The organism is Nocardia grenadensis (assembly GCF_050942415.1).
Lineage (GTDB): Bacteria > Actinomycetota > Actinomycetes > Mycobacteriales > Mycobacteriaceae > Nocardia > Nocardia grenadensis.
Genome location: NZ_CP192054.1, coordinates 3,746,058 through 3,766,084 on the forward strand (window position 1 = coordinate 3,746,058; position 20,027 = coordinate 3,766,084).

The 20,027-nt window shown below is 66.6% G+C and carries 16 protein-coding genes; 7 read left to right on the forward strand and 9 right to left on the reverse strand.

The window, feature by feature from the left end:
• Nucleotides 1–17: 17 nt before the first annotated feature.
• From ACQPYS_RS17060 to mvaD, 4 genes are read right to left on the reverse strand one after another with little or no spacing between them, the layout of a single operon-like run.
• Nucleotides 18–1,190 carry a hydroxymethylglutaryl-CoA synthase gene (locus ACQPYS_RS17060; protein WP_433490140.1) on the reverse strand — a complete coding sequence of 391 codons (1,173 nt, stop codon included), beginning with the start codon at nt 1,188–1,190 and terminating at the stop codon, nt 18–20.
• Between the two features lie 20 nt (nt 1,191–1,210).
• Nucleotides 1,211–2,251, reverse strand: a complete 1,041-nt coding sequence (locus ACQPYS_RS17065; RefSeq protein WP_063034891.1) for a hydroxymethylglutaryl-CoA reductase — start codon at nt 2,249–2,251, stop codon at nt 1,211–1,213.
• A gap of 8 nt (nt 2,252–2,259) precedes the next feature.
• Complete coding sequence (gene fni / locus ACQPYS_RS17070; protein WP_433490141.1) at nt 2,260–3,420, reverse strand: type 2 isopentenyl-diphosphate Delta-isomerase; 1,161 nt, start codon at nt 3,418–3,420, stop codon at nt 2,260–2,262.
• Between the two features lie 39 nt (nt 3,421–3,459).
• Nucleotides 3,460–4,503 (reverse strand): diphosphomevalonate decarboxylase, encoded by a 1,044-nt coding sequence (gene mvaD, locus ACQPYS_RS17075; RefSeq protein ID WP_433490142.1) that lies wholly within the window; start codon nt 4,501–4,503, stop codon nt 3,460–3,462.
• Nucleotides 4,504–5,037: 534 nt separating this feature from the next.
• Here mvaD and ACQPYS_RS17080 point away from each other — a divergent pair.
• Nucleotides 5,038–6,057: a polyprenyl synthetase family protein gene (locus ACQPYS_RS17080; protein WP_431937761.1), complete on the forward strand. Its 1,020-nt coding sequence runs from the start codon at nt 5,038–5,040 to the stop codon at nt 6,055–6,057.
• Between the two features lie 5 nt (nt 6,058–6,062).
• Here ACQPYS_RS17080 and ribA read toward each other — a convergent pair whose 3' ends face one another.
• Nucleotides 6,063–6,674 carry a GTP cyclohydrolase II RibA gene (gene ribA, locus ACQPYS_RS17085; protein WP_433490143.1) on the reverse strand — a complete coding sequence of 204 codons (612 nt, stop codon included), beginning with the start codon at nt 6,672–6,674 and terminating at the stop codon, nt 6,063–6,065.
• A gap of 530 nt (nt 6,675–7,204) precedes the next feature.
• Between ribA and ACQPYS_RS17090 the strand changes: the two genes are divergently transcribed.
• The 5 genes from ACQPYS_RS17090 (at nt 7,205) to ACQPYS_RS17110 (ending at nt 13,506) form a co-directional block, all read left to right on the forward strand.
• Entirely contained in the window at nt 7,205–8,380 is a 1,176-nt protein-coding gene (locus ACQPYS_RS17090) for a hypothetical protein (RefSeq protein ID WP_433490144.1), read from the forward strand.
• A 488-nt stretch (nt 8,381–8,868) separates the two neighbouring features.
• Nucleotides 8,869–10,068, forward strand: coding sequence for a hypothetical protein (locus ACQPYS_RS17095; protein WP_433490145.1), 1,200 nt, complete (start codon nt 8,869–8,871; stop codon nt 10,066–10,068).
• A gap of 164 nt (nt 10,069–10,232) precedes the next feature.
• Complete coding sequence (mvk, locus tag ACQPYS_RS17100; protein ID WP_433490146.1) at nt 10,233–11,213, forward strand: mevalonate kinase; 981 nt, start codon at nt 10,233–10,235, stop codon at nt 11,211–11,213.
• 357 nt (nt 11,214–11,570) lie between these two features.
• A complete protein-coding gene (locus tag ACQPYS_RS17105) occupies nt 11,571–12,332 on the forward strand; it encodes a squalene/phytoene synthase family protein (protein WP_431937756.1) in 762 nt (253 codons plus the stop codon).
• 73 nt (nt 12,333–12,405) lie between these two features.
• Complete coding sequence (locus ACQPYS_RS17110) at nt 12,406–13,506, forward strand: terpene synthase family protein (RefSeq protein ID WP_431937755.1); 1,101 nt, start codon at nt 12,406–12,408, stop codon at nt 13,504–13,506.
• A gap of 199 nt (nt 13,507–13,705) precedes the next feature.
• Here ACQPYS_RS17110 and ACQPYS_RS17115 read toward each other — a convergent pair whose 3' ends face one another.
• On the reverse strand, nt 13,706–14,728 hold the full coding sequence (locus ACQPYS_RS17115; protein WP_433490147.1) for a terpene synthase family protein: 1,023 nt from the start codon (nt 14,726–14,728) through the stop codon (nt 13,706–13,708).
• 726 nt (nt 14,729–15,454) lie between these two features.
• Here ACQPYS_RS17115 and ACQPYS_RS17120 point away from each other — a divergent pair.
• Nucleotides 15,455–16,837, forward strand: coding sequence for a lipase family protein (locus ACQPYS_RS17120; RefSeq protein ID WP_433490148.1), 1,383 nt, complete (start codon nt 15,455–15,457; stop codon nt 16,835–16,837).
• Between the two features lie 8 nt (nt 16,838–16,845).
• On the opposite strand, the gene ACQPYS_RS17125 is transcribed toward ACQPYS_RS17120, so the two are convergent.
• From ACQPYS_RS17125 to ACQPYS_RS17135, 3 genes are all read right to left on the reverse strand, one after another.
• Nucleotides 16,846–17,754 carry an IS5 family transposase gene (locus tag ACQPYS_RS17125; protein ID WP_433490149.1) on the reverse strand — a complete coding sequence of 303 codons (909 nt, stop codon included), beginning with the start codon at nt 17,752–17,754 and terminating at the stop codon, nt 16,846–16,848.
• A gap of 223 nt (nt 17,755–17,977) precedes the next feature.
• The gene (locus tag ACQPYS_RS17130; protein WP_433490150.1) at nt 17,978–19,132 is read right to left on the reverse strand and encodes a branched-chain amino acid ABC transporter permease; all 1,155 of its coding nucleotides are present in this window, start codon (nt 19,130–19,132) and stop codon (nt 17,978–17,980) included.
• A complete protein-coding gene (locus ACQPYS_RS17135) occupies nt 19,129–20,013 on the reverse strand; it encodes a branched-chain amino acid ABC transporter permease (RefSeq protein WP_063035003.1) in 885 nt (294 codons plus the stop codon). Before ACQPYS_RS17135 ends, ACQPYS_RS17130 begins: the two co-directional genes overlap by 4 nt.
• Nucleotides 20,014–20,027 lie beyond the last annotated feature (14 nt).

Sequence of the window (20,027 nt, forward strand, 5' to 3'; positions counted from 1 at the left end):
CTTCCGGGTTCCCGGGTTCACCGGGCCTCGTAGATCCGCTGGTGACCGTCGATCGCGGCCAAGCGGAACGGTGCGCCGGTCTCCACCGGTAGCGTGCGATCGCCGCCCTTCCCGAGCGCCGAATAGGCGTGGTACAGCTCGCGATACCGGTGGTAGCCGACGGGTTTGCGGGCGTCGATGGTCTGCCGGTTATCCGTGGTGCGCAGCTGCCGCCGATAGCCCGGGACCGGTACCGCGGAGAAGAATTCGGCGACCGCGCCCGATCCGTAGCTGAGCATTGCCACCGGTTTCCCGGTGAGGTCGCCGCCGTGGTCGAGTACGGAGGCCAGGGCCAGGTAGAGGGAGGCTGTGTAGCTGTTGCCGATCACCCGGTTGTAGTGGGTGGTGGGCGCGAGTTTCTCGGCGAGCGCTTCACGAGTCGCGACCTCGCCCTGACTCTCCAGCAGATGCCGGTGCGCTTTGTACGCCATCTCGGTGAACGGCTGGTGGTAGCAGAACGCGGCGAACCGGTCGAGGTCGCGGCCACCGCCGCTGCGGTAGTGGGCGAACGCGTGCTCGGTCGCGGTGAGATAGGCATGAACCGAGAGCTTCCCGTCCACGATCGGCGTGCCGCGGTAGTTCGGTCGCCAGAAGTCGTTCACATCGTCGGAATAGAGGCCCGAGACCGGGTCCAGTGCGGCGATGGCGGGATCGGCGGCGACCAGGAACGCGACGGCGCCGGCCCCCTGGGTGGCCTCGGCGGGTGTATCGAGGTCGTAGCGGGCGATATCGGTGGCGATGACGAGTATCTGCTGCGCCGGGTCCCGCGCGACGAGCCCCACGGCGAACTGGAGTGCCGCGGTGGCCGCATAACAGGCCTGTTTGAGTTCGACCATCCGGGTACAGCGCGGCAGATCCAATAGCGAATGCAGATACAATCCCGCCGATTTCGACTGATCGACCCCCGACTCGGTCGCGAGCAGCACGGTGCTCGGTTCCGCCCGGCCGTGCCGGGCGAGAATCGGGGCCGCGGCACTCGCCGCGAGGGTGACGATATCCTCGTCGAGAGCGGGAATGCTCATCGCCTCCTGCCCGATACCGCTCCGGTACTTGGCACCGTCCGTACCCTGGGCCTCGGCCAAGGCGGCGTGCTCGAGGACGTAATGCGTGGTGGCGAGGGACAGATCGTGGATCCCGATCGCTGTGGTCATTGTTCCTCCTGTCGCTGCGCTCATGCGCTGTGGCGTTCGAGCCGGGTATGCGCTCGCATGAGCTCGCCAGGGCTGGTCAGGGCGGCGAGCAGCGACAATTCACCGCACAGCACCACCGCCGCCGCGATCGCGGCCAACCGGCGCGCGTTCTCCCCCGCGGGCCGGGGTTCGCGGCAGCCGAGACGGCGCAGGGCATCGTCGACGAACGGGTGATGTTTCCCATTGCCCACGGTCCCGACGACGAGATTGGGCACGGTGCAGGAGAAATAGAGGTCGCCGTCGCGGTCCTCGGCGTAGGTGATCCCCTGCGACCCTTCGACGATATTCGCCGCGTCCTGACCGGTGGCCAGGTAGAAGGCGAGCAGCATATTCGCGTAATGGGCGTTGGCGGTGCGGACGCCGCCGGCCAGTACGGTGCCGAGCAGATTCTTCCGGGTGTTGAGGGTGGCGATTCGCTCGGCGGTGGTGTGTAATCGCCGGTCCACCTCGCGCCGCGGCACGATGATCTCGGCGACCGCGTTCTTACCCCGGCCGAGGATCCCGTTCACGGCGCTGGTCTTCTTGTCGGTACAGAAGTTCCCTGATACCGAGCCGTAGTGGAGCTCGGGGTACTCGGCGAGGATCCAGGTGAGGAGCCGGTCCCCGGCCTGCGTCGTCATATTGTGCCCGGCGGCGTCGCCGGTGGTGAATTCGAAACGGAGGAATAACAGGTTCCCGGCGACCTGGTGGTGCATATCGATCAGATCCGCGTAACGGCTGGTCATCGTGACCGCGTTGCGTAGTTCCTCGAAGCGGCCGTGCAGCTGCTGTGTCACCCGGTACGCGGCGCCGGCGTGATCGGCTTCGAGTAGCACCGATCGGCTCATCCGATCGTCGATAACGGTGACCCGGATGCCCTGTTCGACGGAGCGCGACAGCCGCGCGCCGCGGCGCACCGACGGCCACAGCGGTGTTTCGAACGTGGCCAGGGGTACGTCGAGTTCATCCGTCGCGGCATTGCCGGTGATCCGGACGGGCCCCACCCAGGCGAGTGGGATGGTCGCGTGTTCGTCGATGTCCATAGCGGAACTCACCGTCTTCCGGTCGGGGTGTCGAGCGCAGTGGCCACGTACTCGGGCGGCGCGGCGGAACGAGGGCCGGCGTGCTGTTCTGTGCACGGTGCCACGCTGCGGCGGCCGTATGCCGTCGGGCGGATTCCCATCGCGCGGCAGAATTGCGCCACGTCTCCCGTGATGGCGAGATCTGCGCGGGTGAGGTCCTGCGGCGTACGCGCCCCGAGTACGGTCATGATCGAGGTGAGCTGGTCCAGCCAGCCACGGATGGCTGTGATCAACGCATCCGGCCCGCGGTCCAGCAGGATCGTCAGGAAGGCGCCGGCCACACCGGTCGCGCGCGCCCCCAACGCCAGGGCCCTGGCGGTATCCAGAGCGGACCGGATACCGCCCGAAGCGATGATATCGATCCCGTGCAGTGGGGCGGCATCGAGGAGACAGCACGGCGTCGACTGGCCCCAGCCCGCGAGGAAGTCGAAGTCCTCGCCGGCACGGCGTTTGTTCTCGATCCGGGCGAAGTCGGTTCCGCCGCGGCCACCGACATCGGCCACCGCGACCCCCAGATCTCTGAGTAGCGCTATGGTTTTCGCGCTGAGGCCGAACCCCACCTCCTTCACGATCACCGGCACGTCGATACGTGTGGCGACGGCCTCGATCTGCCGCGGCCATCCCGAGAAGTCCCGGTCCCCCTCGGGCATCACGATCTCCTGCACGGAGTTGAGATGTATCTGTACGGCGTCGGCTTCGAGCAGGTCCACGGCACGGCGTACTTCGTCGACGGGCGTCGCCGCGTTGACGTTCGCCATAACGATGCCGCGCGGATTCTCCTGCCGTAGCGCGAGGTACGTATCGGCGACCGACTCGTCGCGAAGATAAGCACTCATCGAACCCGATCCGATGGGTAGCCCGGTTTCGGCGGCCGCGACGGCCAACCGGCGGTTGATCGATCCGGTCCGGCTGCTCCCACCCGTCATTCCGTTGATGTACAACGGTGCGGGCCAGCGCATTCCGGCGACTTCACAGGTCAGGTCCACATCGGCGCGGTCGATGCCGGCCAAGGCGTGATGGAGGAAGTTGACGCGGTCGAAGTCATTCCCGGCGAACCCTCGACGATGCTGTTCGGTCGCATACCGTACGTGCTCGTCTTTGCGGTCGCCGATCGACGGTGGTTCGTTCATGATGTCCTTTCGGTGGCGCGGATCGGGGACGGACCGGAGTCATCGGTCCGGACCGGAGACCGTGACGCCCGGACCCCGGTGCGCGACGCGTAATGCCGCCACACCGTCCACATCACTCAAGGCCGCCACCACTCGGTCGGAGTCCTGCCGGGAGCACAGCACCGCGACATTCGGGCCGGCGTCGATCGTGGCGTACGCGGGAATGCCCTCCGCCCGTAGCCGGTCGACGCGATCCAGAATGCTCAGCGATCGGGGTGCCACGTAGCGGATGGACGGTCGCGCGGCCAGCATGGTGGCGTGTAACCCGAGGGCGTTCTGTTCGGCGATCGCGCCCATCTCGGTCAGGTCGCCCGCACACAGTGCGGCCTGTATCTGCTCGAGTGCGGCGCTGTTGGCCCGGGCCCAGGACCGGTACAGCGGTGAGGTCGCGATGGTCTGACGCATCGCCGTACGACTGGGCAGGGCTTTCGGTCCCGCGTCGACGATGGCGACGACCATGGCGGGATCGATGGCGGAGCGCAACGGTTCGGCGTAGCAACTCTCGTCACCCACCGCCCCGAACCCGGTTCCCGCGTGCCAGAGGACGAATCCGCCGAAGATCGACCGGCAGGCCGACCCGGAGCCACGGCGCGCCAACCGGGACAGCGTCCGCCGGTCGAGCCGCAATCCGTACGCGGCCGACGCGGCCGCCGCGAGTGCGGCGAAACCACTGGCCGAGGACGCCAGGCCGGCGCCGGTGGGGACGGTGTTCTCGGTGATCACCCGGGCGCGTTCGGAGCGTCCGGCCAGGTCCCGGACAAGGTCGAGAAACCGTTCGACTCGTACCCGGGCCCCTGCCTCGGCGCGCCGGCCGTTGAGCCGCACGGAATCCGTCGCGGCGCGCGGCCGGAGCGTCACCCGCGTGGTGGTGGGAAAAATGTCGAGCGTCATCGACAGGCTGCCGGTCACCGGCAGGACCAGCTCTTCGTCGCGTTTACCCCAGTATTTGACCAGCGCCATGTTCGGGTATGCCACCGCGAGGGCACCCGTGCCAGGGCAGCCGCGGTCTTCGCCGCGCACCGGCGCTTGTTCGTCTCTGCTCATCTCGGGCACTCCTCGGCAGTGCGGTCCGGGCCCCACCCATCCCGGTTCCGCTCAACACCACGGTCGGTGGCGCCGATATCGCCCGGCGGAGTCACCCGATCGGAGGCGGTTTCGATGAAGCGCATGGCTCGGATTCCTCTGCGTGCGGGTGCCGTCGGACTCGGGATTGCCACTGCCGCAACGTCACTCGTAGGTGTGGATCGGTCCTCTCCAGGCTCACTCGCAATGGGCCGGCTCGGAAGACCACATGACGCATGATGGGAATGCACACCGGGAATGCGGCACCCCGGCCGGCAGGATCCTACGGTTCGTAGGGGCCCGCGGCGCGGGACGATCATGTGCCCGGCGCATGGGAAGCATGCGCGCGTCGCCGTTCCTTACCCGGACCCGAGCGGTAACCCTCGATAGCGATACCGGTTCCGCGCCCGGAGCGGATACGGAGATACTCCGGTTCCGCTCCCGGCGACCAGCGCGCGCCCAGCCGAACCCTTTTCGGGCGCATCGAGAAAGGTACGGCCGCCGATGACCCAGTCCATGACAAGTGCCGCACGCGCCACCGCGGTCCTCACCCGAGCCCGCCGGCTCACCGAGCCGGGTCTGCGGACCGCGCTGGATATGCTTCCCGCTCCGCTGGACCGGATGGCGAACTACCATTTCGGCTGGTGTGATACCGAGGGAAACGCGACGGATACCGGCTGGGGCAAAGGGTTGCGGGCCGGCCTCACGACAGCCGCGGCCGAGGCCTGTGGTGCCGCCCCGGATGCCGCCGCACCGATGGCGGTGGCCATCGAGCTGATGCACAACTTCAGCCTGGTGCACGACGACGTACTGGATACCGATCGCATCCGGCGGGGGCGACCCACCGTATGGGCCCGGTGGGGGATTCCGGCGGCGATCTGTCTGGGCGACGCATTACACGCCGGCGGTATCCAGGTGCTGGCCCGTGAACTACCGGGAGATCAGGCCGCCGCCGCGGTGACGCGGCTGGAGTCGGTGATGGCCGAACTGTGTCGGGGACAGTGCGTCGACTGCGCGTTCGACGGCCGCACCACGGTGAAAGTATCGGAATACCTGGCGATGGCGACCGGAAAAACCGGAGCCCTGATGGGCGCCGCCTGCGCGCTGGGCGCGTCGGTCGCGGAGGCGGACCCCGCGACGATGGCCGCCTTCGACGCCTTCGGTAGCACTCTCGGCCTGGCCTTCCAGGTCGTCGATGATCTACTCGGCATCTGGGGCGATCCCGCGGTCACCGGTAAAACGGCCGGCAACGACCTGATCGCCCGGAAATGGTCGTATCCGGTCGCCGCCGCGCTCGAGTCCGGTACCTCCACCGCCGCAGCCCGGGAGCTGACCCGGCTCTACCGCTCCGACACCACGATCACTTCGGCGGACGCGGCGCGGATCGCGGCGCTCATGTCCGACGCCGGGATCGAACAGCAGGCGCGCCGGTTCGCCGCACGGCAGGCGGAGGCCGCCATCGCGGCCCTGCCTGATCAGGTGATCGCCGACGACCTCATAGCGCTGACCGACCTCGTTGTCCGACGCGACCGCTGAGTACCTCACCCCGCTGCGGCGCGATCGTCGCTGCCGCACGACAGCGCGGCCACGGACCGCACCACATCGACGATTTCGATGCCCTGAGCACCGAGCTGCTCCACCTTGTCGACATTGTTCGTCAGCAGTTCCGCAGCGGAGATTCCCAGGGCGAAGAGCATTTGCGCCGCCACGCGATAGTCGCGCTCGTCGGCACCACGGCCGAGTAGCCGATTCGCCCGGTAGGTGTCCACGTTCGCGTCCTGCAGCAGATAAGCGTCCAGTTTGAGATAGAGGCCTATCCCCCGGCCTTCCTGGCGCAGATACAGCAGCACGCCGCCGCGTTCGGAGAGCAGGCCGATCGCCTCGTCCAGCTGCGGCCCGCATCGGCACCGGCAGCAGCCGAGCGAGTCGCCGGTCAAACATTCGCTGTGCACCCTGACCAGCGGCGGCACGGATCTCGGCGCTGTCGGTCCGGGGAAGACGACAGCCAGGTGCTCGCGTCCGTCGATGAGTCCGTCGAACGAGACCAGGTCCGCACAGACCGGAACGCCGCGCTCCAGGTGGACAGGCACCCGCGCCCGCACCGCGGCCGCCGGCAAACCCTTCTCTTTCGAGAAAACTGTGGATATCAGCAATCACCCTCCTCAGCCGAATACCCCGAGCAGAAGTCCGGCCTGACAATCCCGGACAAATACAGTTCCCATCAGCAAATATCAGAGAATTCCAATCTTCGGAACACACTCGCCGAAGCGTGGACAGGATTTCGCTTTTCGTACCACCCCGTTGAACTGCCCTCGTTCCGGAACCGGGCGCCCCCTCACCGCGTCGGCGCCGGGTCACAAGAGGTGAACTTCCTGATACGCCTTGCTGCGGCGACTGTGGGGAGGACGCCTCGGCGGCGTGCACGAACAAATGTGCTTGAATTCGTAAACGCGTGCCAGAGAATAGCTTTCTCCCTCGAGCAAGATCGAGCACATCGCTCACGGAAGGGTATCGATGCCGTTCATAATGATCTTTCCGAAGATTTGCGACGACCGAGCCGAGGCGACTCAGCACCACTTCGTTCGCGTCCGCTCGCCGAGCGATGGAGAATGCCGTGCGACCGGAAACCGCAGCCCCTCACACGCCCCGGCATCGCCCGCTCACGGTCGGCGAGCGGATCGAGATGCGCAGGCGGCTACACCGGATGCCCCGCCGCCTGCTCGCCGAAATGGTCGGCCGCAGCGAGGAGTGGCTCCGACTGATCGAAACCGGACGATTACGGCTCGACAGTGTCGAGATGATCCTCCGCTTGGCCGAAGTCCTTCAGATACCCGATTTCCGAGACCTGATCGAACTACCCGTGCGCGAGACAGGACACCACACCGATCCGGCCGGACAGCTCATCGAGGCACTCGAACCGATAGTTCTCGCACACCCCGTCACCGCCGCCGACACCGCGGCCGGACCGAGCGCGGACCGGAGGAACCATCACTGGCTGGCGGACGAGGTCGCCGACTGCGCGGCGATATGGGCGGATTCGCCCCGTCGTTACTCGCAACTGGCCCTGCGGCTACCGCATCTTCTCGCGGCCGGGCGCTGCTGGAACCAGCGCCTGGGAACCGGGTCCGCGGAGTTGTCCCTGCCCCGCGCCTATCATCTGACCCGCGAGGTACTCACCCAGCTGGGAGCGCACCACCTCGCGGCGATTGCCGCCGACCGGGCGCGCCTACTCGCCCGCACGATCGGGCATCCGCATCTTCTCGCCGCAGGCGGCTGGCACTGGGCCAGCGCGCTACTACAGATGGGAGAGGACCGCCATGCACACACCTTCGCACTGGCGACCGCGCGGCGCGACCTACCGGACGACGGCACGCTCGATACCGATGTCGTGCGTGGCGCGCTCGAGCTCCTGGCGGCCGAGGCCGCCGCACGAACCGATCTCGCCGAAGCCGCGCGACTGCTCGCGGCTGCCCAGGAGCGCGCCCGGCGGGTGGGCGACGACCGACGGATACTGGGCATCGGATTCGGCACCTGTGAAGTCGAGCTGACCCGGATGGAGATCGCGCTGTCCCGTCGCGATATCCAGCAGGTGATGGACTCCGCAGCCACCGTCCATCGGCTCGACGTGCTGCCGATCGGGCGGCGAACCCGCTATTTCATCATTCTGGCCACCGCGTACACCCTGCAGGGAGATATCGCCGCGGCCACCCTGGCACTCGGGCGGGCGGCCGAATCGAGCCCGGAAGATCTTCGATTCGACGGCGATGTCCATGCCATCCTGCGGACGCTGCTCCGACACCAGAACCAGCTCGTGCGGGACAAGATCGCGCACCTGGTGAACGTGGCCGGAATCGCCTGATCCACGACACGGCGTATCCCGGCGTTCCGCCACACCTGATCACGCATCGACGCCCGCGGGCCGGCGGCCGAACCGGACACTCGAGGAAGTATCGGGTCGGCGATCTTCCAAATATCGATGGAAATTTTGGTTCCCAACGGTTTTGATTCACCAGGCGATCGGCTCTGCCATGCTCGACTAGTACGCTGGTGCCACATTCCCGGCCGCGGCTCGGTCCCGGCCATTCGGGTTACACCGGACAATCCATCGAAGTCTGTGAGTGTTCGTCTATGAAAGTGTCTCCTGCAACCGGCAAGAACGAGACCCGTCGTCGGGGCAGCGAATCCGCCGGAGAGTCCGATCGGGACCCATCCGGCCGCCCAGTTCGCCTCTGCATCAGATGCGGCGCCCGGATCGCCGCGTACCACGACGACGAGATCTGCACACCGTGCGGACGGCAGCGCGGACGGCCGCCATTGCTGCCGCCCGCCGAGTGGCGGACGCGGACGATGCGTGCCGCATTGGCGAGCCGGGATATGGCCGCCGTGGTCCGCTGCTATCGACACCACCCGGCGCACGGCGCCCGGCCGATACCGCAAGCCGAAATGGCGCAGTGGCTCGGGATCACGCAGGGTCAGCTCAGTCGTCTCGAGAACGGCCGCAGTCGAATACATGATCTGGACAAACTGACCCACTACGCACGAGTGCTCGCCGTACCGTCCGCACTGCTCTGGTTCGACACCGAGAAGGATCCGGAGGATCGGCCGACGCCCGGACGGGTGCGACTGCCCAGTGGAAGGTTCGTCGATATCACGGCCCTGGGGCCCGACCCCGGCCTGGCCGATTCGCTGCTGATCAATCTCGAGCAGTACGTCCGGGCCGACGTGGGCTTCGGCCCGCGTACGCTGCTGCCGGTGGTCGAAGCGCAGGTCCGGGTGATCGAGGAACTCCACCGATCCGGCGACGGCCCGGCGCGCCGGAAGTTCCGGCACGTACACGCCAGGTACGCCGAGTTCCTCGGCTGGCTGCACCAGGACGCGGGAAACTTCCGGCAGGCCACCGACTGGTCGAATATCGCGTTCACCCTCGCGCACGAACTCGACGACGCTCGGTTGAAGTCCTACGTGCGAATGCGGCAGAGCAACCTCGCGGAAGACCTCGGTGCCGCACGGTCGGTACTCGAGCTGGCGGAACAGGCGCGACGCCACTCGGATTCGTCGATGCCTCGACTACGCGCCCTCGCGCTACGCCAGCACGCCCGCGGCCAGGCCCGCCTGGGCCGGCCGCAGGAGTGCGCCCGGAGCATCGACCTGGCCGCGGAATACGCCGAGGATGCCGGCGACGAGGACACCGATCTGGCCGGATACTGCACCGCCGAGTTCCTCGCCGTGGAGGCCGCGGACTGCTGGATAGAGCTCGGCCGTACCGACAGGGCGATCGAATCACTCGAAACCGCGCTGACACACTGGCAATCGACGAACCGACGCGATTTCGGCCGCGGGCTGGCGCTGCTCGCCTGCGCGCAGGCCCGGACCGCACAGCACGACGAGGCGCTCGCCACCGCCCGGCAGGCGCTGGTGATCGCGACCGAAACCGGATCGGAACGAATCGGCTACCAGATTCGTCGCGCCGCGAAGGAGCTGACCGCCGCCGGCGCTACCGAACACGGCACAGCATTGCGCTCGGCACTGCGCACCGCGATGTCGTAGCGGTGCGCGAATGGTATGCCGGGCGCGCATTTCCGGTATGCCGCACACGAGCTTCAGCGGGCAGTGGAAGTGCGCGACGGTGAGATCCGAAGACAATCGCAATCGAGATCGGCACCGGCCCGTCGGCACCGGTCCGCGCATCGGCTACCCCGGAGGGACAGGTCATGCCCACCACGAGAAGTACGCATCGGGGCGTATCCGGATCGGGCCGTGCGCACGCGAAAGCGATCTTGATCGGTGAACACACCGTGGTCTACGGACTACCCGCGGTCGCGGTGCCATTGCGCGATCTCACCGTCGAGGTGGTCGTCACACCGACGGACACCCGGCAGCGCCCACCACCCGACGACGGCGGCAGCGACGACATATTCGACAGTCGATTCACCGCCTCCGCCGACACCGAGACAACGGACGACCCCGGTTCCGCCGTGGTGGCGGCTTCGCTGCGCCGTTGGGGTCGTCCCGGCGAAAGCGTCGAGGTACGGGTGCGCAGTCGTATCCCGCCTGCCCGCGGACTCGGGTCCAGCGCGGCGACCGCTGCCGCGACCGTCCGCGCGGTCGCCGACCTGCACGGCGTCACCCCCGACGCACGCTCTCTCTACGAGCTCGTGCAAATCGGTGAGCATGTCTCGCACGGCCGGGCCAGTGGCGTCGACGCCGTCACTGTGACAGCGTGCCGGCCCCTCCGCTTCGCGGCAGGCAGTATCCGGCCGATCACCACACCGGCCGACGCGGTTCTCGTCATCGCCGATACCGGCGCCCCAGGCCGGACCGACCGTGCGGTGGCCGCCGCACGGACCACGCTGCACCGCGACCGGACACTGGCGCGGCGTCTACTCGCGCGAGCGAACGAACTCACCGAGTCGGCGGTACAGGAGCTGGCAGCCGGCCGCATGCGCGCACTGGGGCAGAGCATGAACGATTTCCATTCGCTCCTGCGCGAACTGAGCGTCAGCACCCCGGGAATCGACCGCTTGACCACGTCCGCGCGACGCGCGGGCGCGTACGGCGCCAAACTCACCGGCGGGGGTCTCGGTGGCTGCGTGATCGCCCTGACCGATGCCGACTCGGCGGCAGCCATCGGTGCGGCGATGCTGGCGGCCGGCGCACAGCGGACCTGGCTCGCCGATATACCCAAAGGCTGATAAGAGCCCGCGCAACAGATCCACCCCGACCGATACCCGCGGCGATGAACAGCTCCGTGTCCCGATCACCGGGCTCGACGATGCCTGTTCGCGACCAATATTCCCCTGCCGCGCCACCGCTATGCGGCCCGCGCATCCGGCACATGCGCGCAGGCACCTTCCGCCGGTGTGCCGACCGCCCCAAACTGAGACCACGCTCCGCTTCGACGACCGGAAACGCAGCGCCGAGGACGAGCCCCGCGGACACATCCCGCCGAAGCCACGGCGACCACCCGATGGCCGCATCTGCGGTACCCGCCTCGGAGTATGCCGAGATGGTCTTCCACTCTCCACAATTCACCCCGGGAGGTATCGGTAATGACAGATCTGAACAGTGCACTGGACGAGGTCCGGCGCTGGTCGACCACCTACCACCGGCCGCTCTCGCAAATGCCGCCCGGCCTACAGGAGGCGAAGGTCTCGTTCTACCTGCTCTTCCGGGGCATCGACGAGATCGAGGACCATCCGGAGCTGGACGCATCCGTGAAGGAGATGCTGCTGACCGATGTGGCCTGCGCGTTGCAGACCCGCAATATCGACGGTCGTCTCCGCATCGCCTTCGCGGACCACCACGATGCCCTGCCCGAGGTGTCCTTGCGGCTCGCGGACTGGTGCGAGCTCGCGCCCGCCTTCATCGCGCCACGGATCGTGGACGCCGCCATAGCGATGGCCAACCGGATGGCGGTGTGGTCCACCAAGGAGTGGCGCCTGCACGATGTGGACGACCTCGACCACTACACGTTCTCGGTCGCCGGAGTGGTGGCCACACTGTTGTGCGATATGTGGGCATGGCACGACGGCACCCAGGTCGACCGCAGCCAGATGATGAGCTACGCCCGCGGCGTCCAGGCCGCGAATATCCTCGCCGGCCTGGCTGTCGACCGGGAACGCGGCATCGACTTCCTCCCCGACGGTTGGGCGGTCACCGATCTGATGTCCTACGCCGGCACCGAGCTCGCCCTCGCCGACCGCATGGTCGCCGCATTACCCACCCCGGGGCCGGCCCACACCTGGTGCAGTCGCGCCATGGAGGTGGCCCGCGCCCAGCTCGACCACGCTCGAGCTATTCAGCGATCCTGAGCCGCTGCGGCGGTCACCGAACGATTTCATCCACGCCTCCCTACGCGCGAGGCCGATTGCAAAGGACCAGGTCGTGCAACAGAACAATCGAACACCGATCGACGTCATCGGCCCAGATTTTCCGGGGTTCTACTGTCCCTTCGAGACGAAGCGGAACCCGGCCGCAGATGTAGTGCAGCTCGACACGATCGAGTGGGCACGTCGCGTCGAGCTGGGCGGCAACAATCCGCAACACAGCGACATGTACGCCCGCGCGGGAAGTTTGCTGGCGTCCCTCTTCTATCCAGATGCACCGCGAGAACGCATGCAGACCATGGCCTATTGCTCCGCTTGGGCCATAATGGTCGACGACCTCACCGACACGGCCGTGCCGACCGGAAGAATCGGCCGCAATCCGACCGACATGCTGGCTCGACTGGTCCGCGTCGCGGAGGAACCTTCCAGTGCCCTGCTGCCCGGCGAGGGTATTGCCGAAGCCCTCGCCGATATCGTTCACCGCATGCGGATTTGGGCCGACCCGACTCAGATGCGATGGTTTTCAGAGTCGATCCGGCAGTGGTTACTCGGTATCCTCTGGGAACAAGACATTCAGCACAACGACCTACCGCTCACCCTGAACGACTATCTGACGCTCAGATACTGGTCGATGGCCACCGGATTGGCCGCGGGTGCAGCGGCCATGCTCGCCAACCGCAGCAGTAGGGACCTACCCGACTACGTTCTGGACTCGCCCGCCGTGCGCGCCGCCACCGAGGCCGCCATGACGATCCTTGTCATCGATAACGAACGATATTCCCATGCCAAGACCATGGCCCAGGGCGACTCGCATATCGACCTCTTTCACCTCGTCCGCAACGAGCACCAGGAAATGTCGTTCACCGACGCCGTCGTCCAGGTCATCGCGCTCCGCGACCGAATCATGCACCTTTATAGCCGATTACGTGCTCAGATGTGGCCCGGCGCCGGCAGCGGCCTGCGGAGATATTTGACAAACCTCGAATATATCGTCTCCGGCAATATCGAATTCGGCAGAGAGGCTGCCCGCTTCCGCACAGCCGGAACCACCACCACGCCGCACATCACCACTACCCCGTCCGACGACAGCTCCGACCCGGCGCCGCTCCCGAGTGTGCGATGGTGGTGGGATCAGCTCGATACCGACCATGATCGTTAGGCCGGACGAGGCGCGAGAACCGCTTCGTTCCGGGAAAGAGAGATCGGTGGCGGAGATCGCTACCGGGATGCCCCACAGCGGGTGGACGAGCGGAAGCGCGGTGTGCGCGACCGCTCGATCGGACGGAGCACGCGGCGAGCCTGCGGGCGACAGAGCACCGAATGACCGTCGTCTCGGGGCCGGCGATCGAGGTGGAGTTCTATGAGATCAATCGCCGCGTGCCCACATCGCCGAGGAAGCCCGGCTGTTCTTCCCGGGGGCGGGCCGAGGATGTGTACCGGTTCGAATTACGCGTCCATTCGTACGCTGCCGCGAAGTTGGCTCTCATATTGTCCACCAGGAAGTAGGTCGCCTTTCTGTCCTCGACCGACGCGCCCAGCCGGTCGAGCATCCGAGGGATTCGCGCCTCGGCCCGCAGGAAGTCGTCGGTGATCTCGCGAACGAGCGCCACAGCGGCACGATAGGATTCGCTTCGGGTCAATGTGTTCTGATTACCGAGAACGAACACTATGTTGTTCGGATCATCCTGAATCTCCTCTTTATTCACCGAGAACAAGTCTTGAATGTAGTTACACCCCCGGACCGTTGCCAAACGCATACGCTGAAGTTCGGGACTCTTCTGTACAGCGAGCGACACCTTGCAATCGCAGATCAACTCGGAGGCATCCAGCAGGACATACATGAGCCCGGAATCGTCCCGTATCCGGTCGTACTCCACCTTATCCGGTATCCGGCTCCCAACCCGATTCTTCGTTTCGGCAACTACGGATTCGAAGAGTTTCGACCAGTTGAGCGCAGCTCGGCGTTGCCAGTGCGGGAGCATATCGGCACGTTCGCGATCCCAAACATCCTTGAAGGCCGCGGCTGCCGGCGAAGCATATCCGGGTAGTGGATCCTCCGGGTGCCGGGCAATGTGCACGAGCTCGTTCACGAACTCCGTAGCATGGTCGATATCGGTTCCGCGACTCCGGTCGAACTGCCCATCGAATATGACCAGCCACCCGAAGATATCGAGCCCGAGTCGCAGTTGTTCATCCTCGGCGTTCGGCCACCACCAGGCGGAGAGCGACGGAAAATCCCAGTCGAGATATTCCTCTTCTGCGCCTACTGCAGGCAAAAGGTCGAAGGCGCGAAGCCAATCCATATGGGATGGCAAAACCCGAGCCAATCGAGGGTTGATGTAGGCCGCGAACGGCACGTCGAACTCGAGGTCCTGCTTCATATCGAATCCTCATGATCGTTTCCGTGATGAATCGTAAAAATCTCGTACACGCATTCCCGGGGACGGCCTCCCCGGGGAATCTCGACTTCAGTGTTCGGCAGCTCGGCCTTTCACGGAACCTTCCGTCCCACATACGGCCTATGCTCGACGCGAATATCTCCATCCCAGAGAGTTGCCGGTCCGGCGATCCCGAACAGCCGCGACCGGCAGCAGCCCCGAGGTGCGGGCAGTCCTCGAACGAACAGGCGTTATCGCCTGTCCGTAGCCGTTGATCCGACGGTGCCGAATCTCCGAGTGCGCCGCTGATAGATCTCGAGGGTCCGGTTGTAGTGTTCGGCACGGAAATCCGGCCACACGGGATCGGCCGGCGACCAGCAGATCGAAGGTCCACAGCCAGGGCACGAGGAGCCCGGTCAGCGCGGCGCGAAGCACCGCCGTATAGCCATAACGCGGCCGCTCGCACACCACGCGGGTGGAACGAACGAGTTTCTGGCGCCCGGCGAGGCGTTTGTGGCGGATTCACACGGAATCGCGCGACCGTGCTGAAAAGTCCGGATCCGACGCTCGATGACCGGGCCTCCGACCGGACCGTATACTCTCGAGTCACCCGACCAGCGTGCACACAAACGCTTTTCGCCGAGACGAACGGCGGGCACGCGGCGGGTTTCTGCGTGTCTTCGATGGCGATGACCCGAGGACATATCACCGATCTCGAGAGGTAGCTCTATGAATTGGGTCCGTGCGCGGACAGGTCTCGTGCGGGCGCTGACAGGTGTGACCACGGCATGCTGCCTGATCCTCGCGGGTCAGCCATCGGCGGTCGCCGAGGAGGTGCCGGGCCCACCGGCCCCCTCCGGCCTACAGCGCGGTATCGACGATGCCCTTCCCCCGCCGCCACTGCCCGACGCCCCCATCCCGCCCATCGTGGATCTGACGCCGGAACTGGCGGCACTGTGGCACGCGGTGCAGTCCCCGCCGACGGGTGACCCGATCTTCGACACCTGGCCGGCCGGATTGGACGGGATGGCCGCCGGTGCGATGATCGAACAGCGTGACATCACCGCGATCGCCGCGTCGCGGATCGAGGCACCGGTAGGCCGGGCCGCGTTGCTGAAGTTCCGATCGACATCCGCGGCGGGCGCCCCCTCGTTCGGCACGGCGACCCTGGTGGTCCCGGCGGCGGCGTGGACGGGTCCCGGCGGCCGGCCGGTCCTGGTGGACAACAAGCCGATCAACTCGCTCGGCCTGCGGTGTACGCCCGGTTATGCGATGGCGCACGGCGAAGACGGCGCCAGCAGCAGTGCCATCGACGCGTTGACCCCCACGACCGAGTCGGCAGTGAACCGTGGGTACGCGGTACTGATTCCCGATCACGAAGGCCCGTTCATGGCCTATGCGGAACCGAATGTCGCCGCACATGTCATCCTCGACAGCATTCGCGCCGTGCGCTCGCTGCCCGAATCGGAGTTCGGTGGCAGCCGTTTCGCGCTGACCGGATACTCCGGGGGCGCGATCGCCTCCTACTCGGCGGCCATGCTGCTCGACGACTACGCGCCGGAATTGGCCGAGGCGGTGGTGGGCGCGTCGATGGGCGGGCTCGTCACCGACAACCGGGTCGTCGCGAACAGTTTCGACGGTAAGTTCGCCTCCGGCGTGCTGCTCGCGGTCGTGCTCGCCTACGCCCGCGAGCACCCCGAGATCCTCGCCAATATGAACCATTTGGCACAGTGGGTGGCCACGTCGCCGATCAACAATGTGTGTGGTGAGGCGCTCGGCCCGCTGGGTGTGGTCGGGATACCGCTCGAAATCGCCGCGAATATTCCCCACCCGCTCGACAGCGCCGTCGCCGACGATATCTTCGCGCGTACGGATCTCAGTGACCGGACGTCGGCGGTGCCGCTGTACATTTACCATGCCGCCCACGATCTCTGGATTCCGCTCGAGGGGGCGCAGCAGCTGTATCGCACGCAGTGCGACCGCGGCGTCCCCGCGGTCTTCCGGAGCGAGCCGGGTGAACATGTCACCGGACTGACCACGGGATTCCCCGGCGCCTTCGACTGGCTCGACGCGCGTCTACGCGGCGAGCCGGCCCCGAACGAGTGCTCCTAGCGCGTGTTTCATAAGCCTGGGCCTGATAACCACAGGTTGATCGCGGCGACACGGACGGTGGCCAGGTAGCGGACGGCGAGTTTGTCATACCGGGTGGCCACTGCCCGGTGCTGTTTCAGGCGGTTGATCGTGCATTCCACGGCGTGCCGCAGGGCGTAGAGACCGAGATCGAACGCGGGCGGTCGCCCACCGGCATGGCCTTTGGCCGCGCGATTCGCGGCCTGATCCGCCTTGATCGGGATAGTCGCTTTTATCCCGCGTCGCCGCAGGTAAGCACGGTTGGCCGCCGAAGAATAGGCTTTGTCGGCCAGAACCCGATCCGGACGCGACCGGGTACCACCGACCCCGAGCCGCGGCACCCGGATCTCGCCGAGCACGGTCGTGAACTGCGGGCAATCGGCCCACTGACCAGGCGTGACCAGCAGAGCCAACGGCCGCTGCCCCTGGTCGGCGGCCAAGTGCAGCTTCGTGGTGAACCCGCCCCGCGACCGTCCGAGACCATGGTCGGCGGGTTCGTCATCGAATCCGCCCGCCGGCTCGGCCTGGCGGTGCGGGTCGCGGCGGGCACCGGCCGCATGCTGGTGCGCTCGGGCGACGGTGGAGTCCACGCTCACCGTCCACTCGATCTCGCCTGCAGCGTCGGCGTGGGCTTGCAGCGCGGTCAGCATCGATTCCCACGTCCCGTCGCGCTGCCAGCGGCGGAACAACCCATACACCGTCTGCCACGGTCCATACATCGCCGGGATGTCACGCCATGGGCTACCGGTGCGGATCCGCCAGCGGATCCCGTCGATCAACCGTCGTTTCGACCACCGCGGTGGCCGGCCCGGTTTCATACCGGCAGGTAATAGCGGTTTCAGTTTTGCCCACTGGGCATCGGTCAGATCCGCACGGCAGGTTGCCGTTACGCTGTTCAAGAGGTCTCCGGTTGGTCTCCGGTTGTGCTTGGTCGTTCAACCAACTACCGGAGACCTCGCCATATCACCAACTTCTCAACCCGGACAACGGGTTCGGCCCCACACCATCGGGCTTATGAAACACGCTCTAGTCCGGAGTGCTGACCATCATCGCCCGCGTGCGGGCTGCCGAGACAACCCGGGTCGGGTAGCCGAGGGCACGACCGAGCACCGGGGCTCCGCATCACCGGCTGCGGAGCCCCGGTGGGCGCGGTGCCGGTGGCGAAACCGCTACCGGCACACCGGGTCCCGACCCGCGGGTACTTCCCGAGGTGGCCGTACTCCCCTGTTCGAGGTGGGCAGCCGACGGCACACCCGCCGCGGCGGGGCCGCCGTGCCGTCGGCCGGGGATACGCGCGACCACCGGTCCGAGTCCTCGCCGGATGAGACTGATCACCCCGTAGGGCAGCACGAAGATGAACAGGATCAACGCCACCCCGTAGGTGATTCCGGCGGCCGACTGGTTGATATCGGCGGTCCACTGCGGGACGTACACGACGAAGAAGGCGCCGAACACCACCCCGGGCACCGTGCCGAGTCCGCCGACGACGATCATCGTGATGAAGGCGATCGCGAGCGGCAGCCCGAAGGCCTCCGGGCCCACGTACTGGACCACGAAGCTGTACAGCACACCGCCCACCCCGGCGAGCGCGGCACTGAACGCGAAAATCGTTGTCTTGGTCCGGGTCGCGGGTACACCCAGGGTGGTGGCGACGGCTTCGTAATCCCGGATCGCGATCAACGAACGGCCGATCCGGCCGGTCGCGAGGCGGCGCACCACCAGATACGCCACCAGTGCCACGACCAGGCACAGATAGTAGACCCACTGGTCCCGGGCCAGTCCGGTGAACTCGGGGGCCTCGGCACCGAAGATATTGATACCAGCCTGCCCGTCGGTGATGTGTTCGAACCGTTTGATGACCGCGGGCGTCACCAGCGCGAGACCCAGGGTGGCAAGCGCCAGCTGGAGTCCGTGCAACCGCAGCGCCGGCAGCCCGAACAGATAGCCCACGAGGTAGCCGGCCGCGAACGCGATCGGGATCAGCAGCAGATACGGCACCCCGTTGTTCTCCACCAGCACGGCGCTCAGGTACGCGCCGAGCGCGAAGAAGAAGCCGTGGCCCAGCGAGATCTGGCCGGTATTACCGGTCAACAGGTTCAGTCCCAGCCCGACGACGATGTACACCAGCACCATGGAGCGGTCGAAGTTCACATACGGCGCCGACACCAGCGGCGCCATCGCGGCGACGACCACGACCAGGATCATCGTGGCACGCGATAGCCACACCGGCGCGTCGAGTTCGGCGCGGGGGCGGCGGAGTAGTTCGAAGACTCTCATACCCGTGCCACCTTCCGGGCGCCGAACAACCCTTCCGGCTTCAGCAAGAGCACACCGAGGATGAGGACGAGGGCGACCGCCTGCTTGAAATCGTGGCCGATCCAGGAGATATACGTACCGGCGAGGTTCTCGGCCACCCCCACACACAGGCCGCCGACGATCGCGCCGACCGGACTGTCGAGCCCGCCCAGGACCGCGGCCGCGAACGAGTAGATCAGCGACGCCACAAGCATATTCGGTTGCAGGAACAGCTGCGGCGCGGCCAGGGACGCGGCGAGCGCGCCGATGGCGGCGGCCAACCCCCAGCCGATCATCAGCATCCGGCCGACCGGCACGCCGATCAGTTGCGCGGAGTCCGGGTTACCGGCCGCCGCCCGCATCGCCAGCCCCACCCGCGTCCGCTGGAACAGCACGAACAGCAGTGCGGCGACCACCACGACCGCGCCTACGATCACCACGGACTGCCGGGACATCACGACCGGGCCCAGCGTGAGCACCGGCCCCGACACCATCGCCGGGAACTCCCGGCTCTGCACTCCCCAAATCCAGCCGGCGGCACTGTTGAGCACGAGCATCAGACCGAGCGTGATGATGACGAGCGGCATATGGTCGCGCGATCCGGCGAGCGGCCGGATAAGCACCCGTTCGGCGGCGGCGCCGGCAAGGAACGCCACCCCCATGGCACCCAGGATCGCGAGGTACAGCGGGGCACCCCACTGGTGGAACTGCCACGCGAAGAACGCCGAGAACATCGCCATCTCGCCCTGGGCGAAATTGACGATCCCGGACGCCCGGTAGACCAGGACGATACTGAGCGCGAACGCGGCGTACAGCGCACCCCACGTCAGCCCGTCCACCACTTGTTGCGCAAAGACTTGCATGAACAGATCTCCTG

Bases quoted from the DNA above. Each gene is read 5' to 3' on its own strand.
- ACQPYS_RS17080 (WP_431937761.1), top strand. From the start codon at position 5,038: ATGACAAGTGCCGCACGCGCCACCGCGGTCCTCACCCGAGCCCGCCGG.
- ACQPYS_RS17130 (WP_433490150.1), bottom strand. From the start codon at position 19,132: ATGAGAGTCTTCGAACTACTCCGCCGCCCCCGCGCCGAACTCGACGCG.
- ACQPYS_RS17135 (WP_063035003.1), bottom strand. From the start codon at position 20,013: ATGCAAGTCTTTGCGCAACAAGTGGTGGACGGGCTGACGTGGGGTGCG.
- ACQPYS_RS17090 (WP_433490144.1), top strand. From the start codon at position 7,205: ATGCGCAGGCGGCTACACCGGATGCCCCGCCGCCTGCTCGCCGAAATG.
- ACQPYS_RS17115 (WP_433490147.1), bottom strand. From the start codon at position 14,728: ATGAAGCAGGACCTCGAGTTCGACGTGCCGTTCGCGGCCTACATCAAC.
- ACQPYS_RS17095 (WP_433490145.1), top strand. From the start codon at position 8,869: ATGCGTGCCGCATTGGCGAGCCGGGATATGGCCGCCGTGGTCCGCTGC.
- ACQPYS_RS17105 (WP_431937756.1), top strand. From the start codon at position 11,571: ATGACAGATCTGAACAGTGCACTGGACGAGGTCCGGCGCTGGTCGACC.
- fni (WP_433490141.1), bottom strand. From the start codon at position 3,420: ATGAACGAACCACCGTCGATCGGCGACCGCAAAGACGAGCACGTACGG.
- mvk (WP_433490146.1), top strand. From the start codon at position 10,233: ATGCCCACCACGAGAAGTACGCATCGGGGCGTATCCGGATCGGGCCGT.
- mvaD (WP_433490142.1), bottom strand. From the start codon at position 4,503: ATGAGCAGAGACGAACAAGCGCCGGTGCGCGGCGAAGACCGCGGCTGC.
- ACQPYS_RS17060 (WP_433490140.1), bottom strand. From the start codon at position 1,190: ATGACCACAGCGATCGGGATCCACGATCTGTCCCTCGCCACCACGCAT.
- ACQPYS_RS17065 (WP_063034891.1), bottom strand. From the start codon at position 2,251: ATGGACATCGACGAACACGCGACCATCCCACTCGCCTGGGTGGGGCCC.
- ACQPYS_RS17120 (WP_433490148.1), top strand. From the start codon at position 15,455: ATGAATTGGGTCCGTGCGCGGACAGGTCTCGTGCGGGCGCTGACAGGT.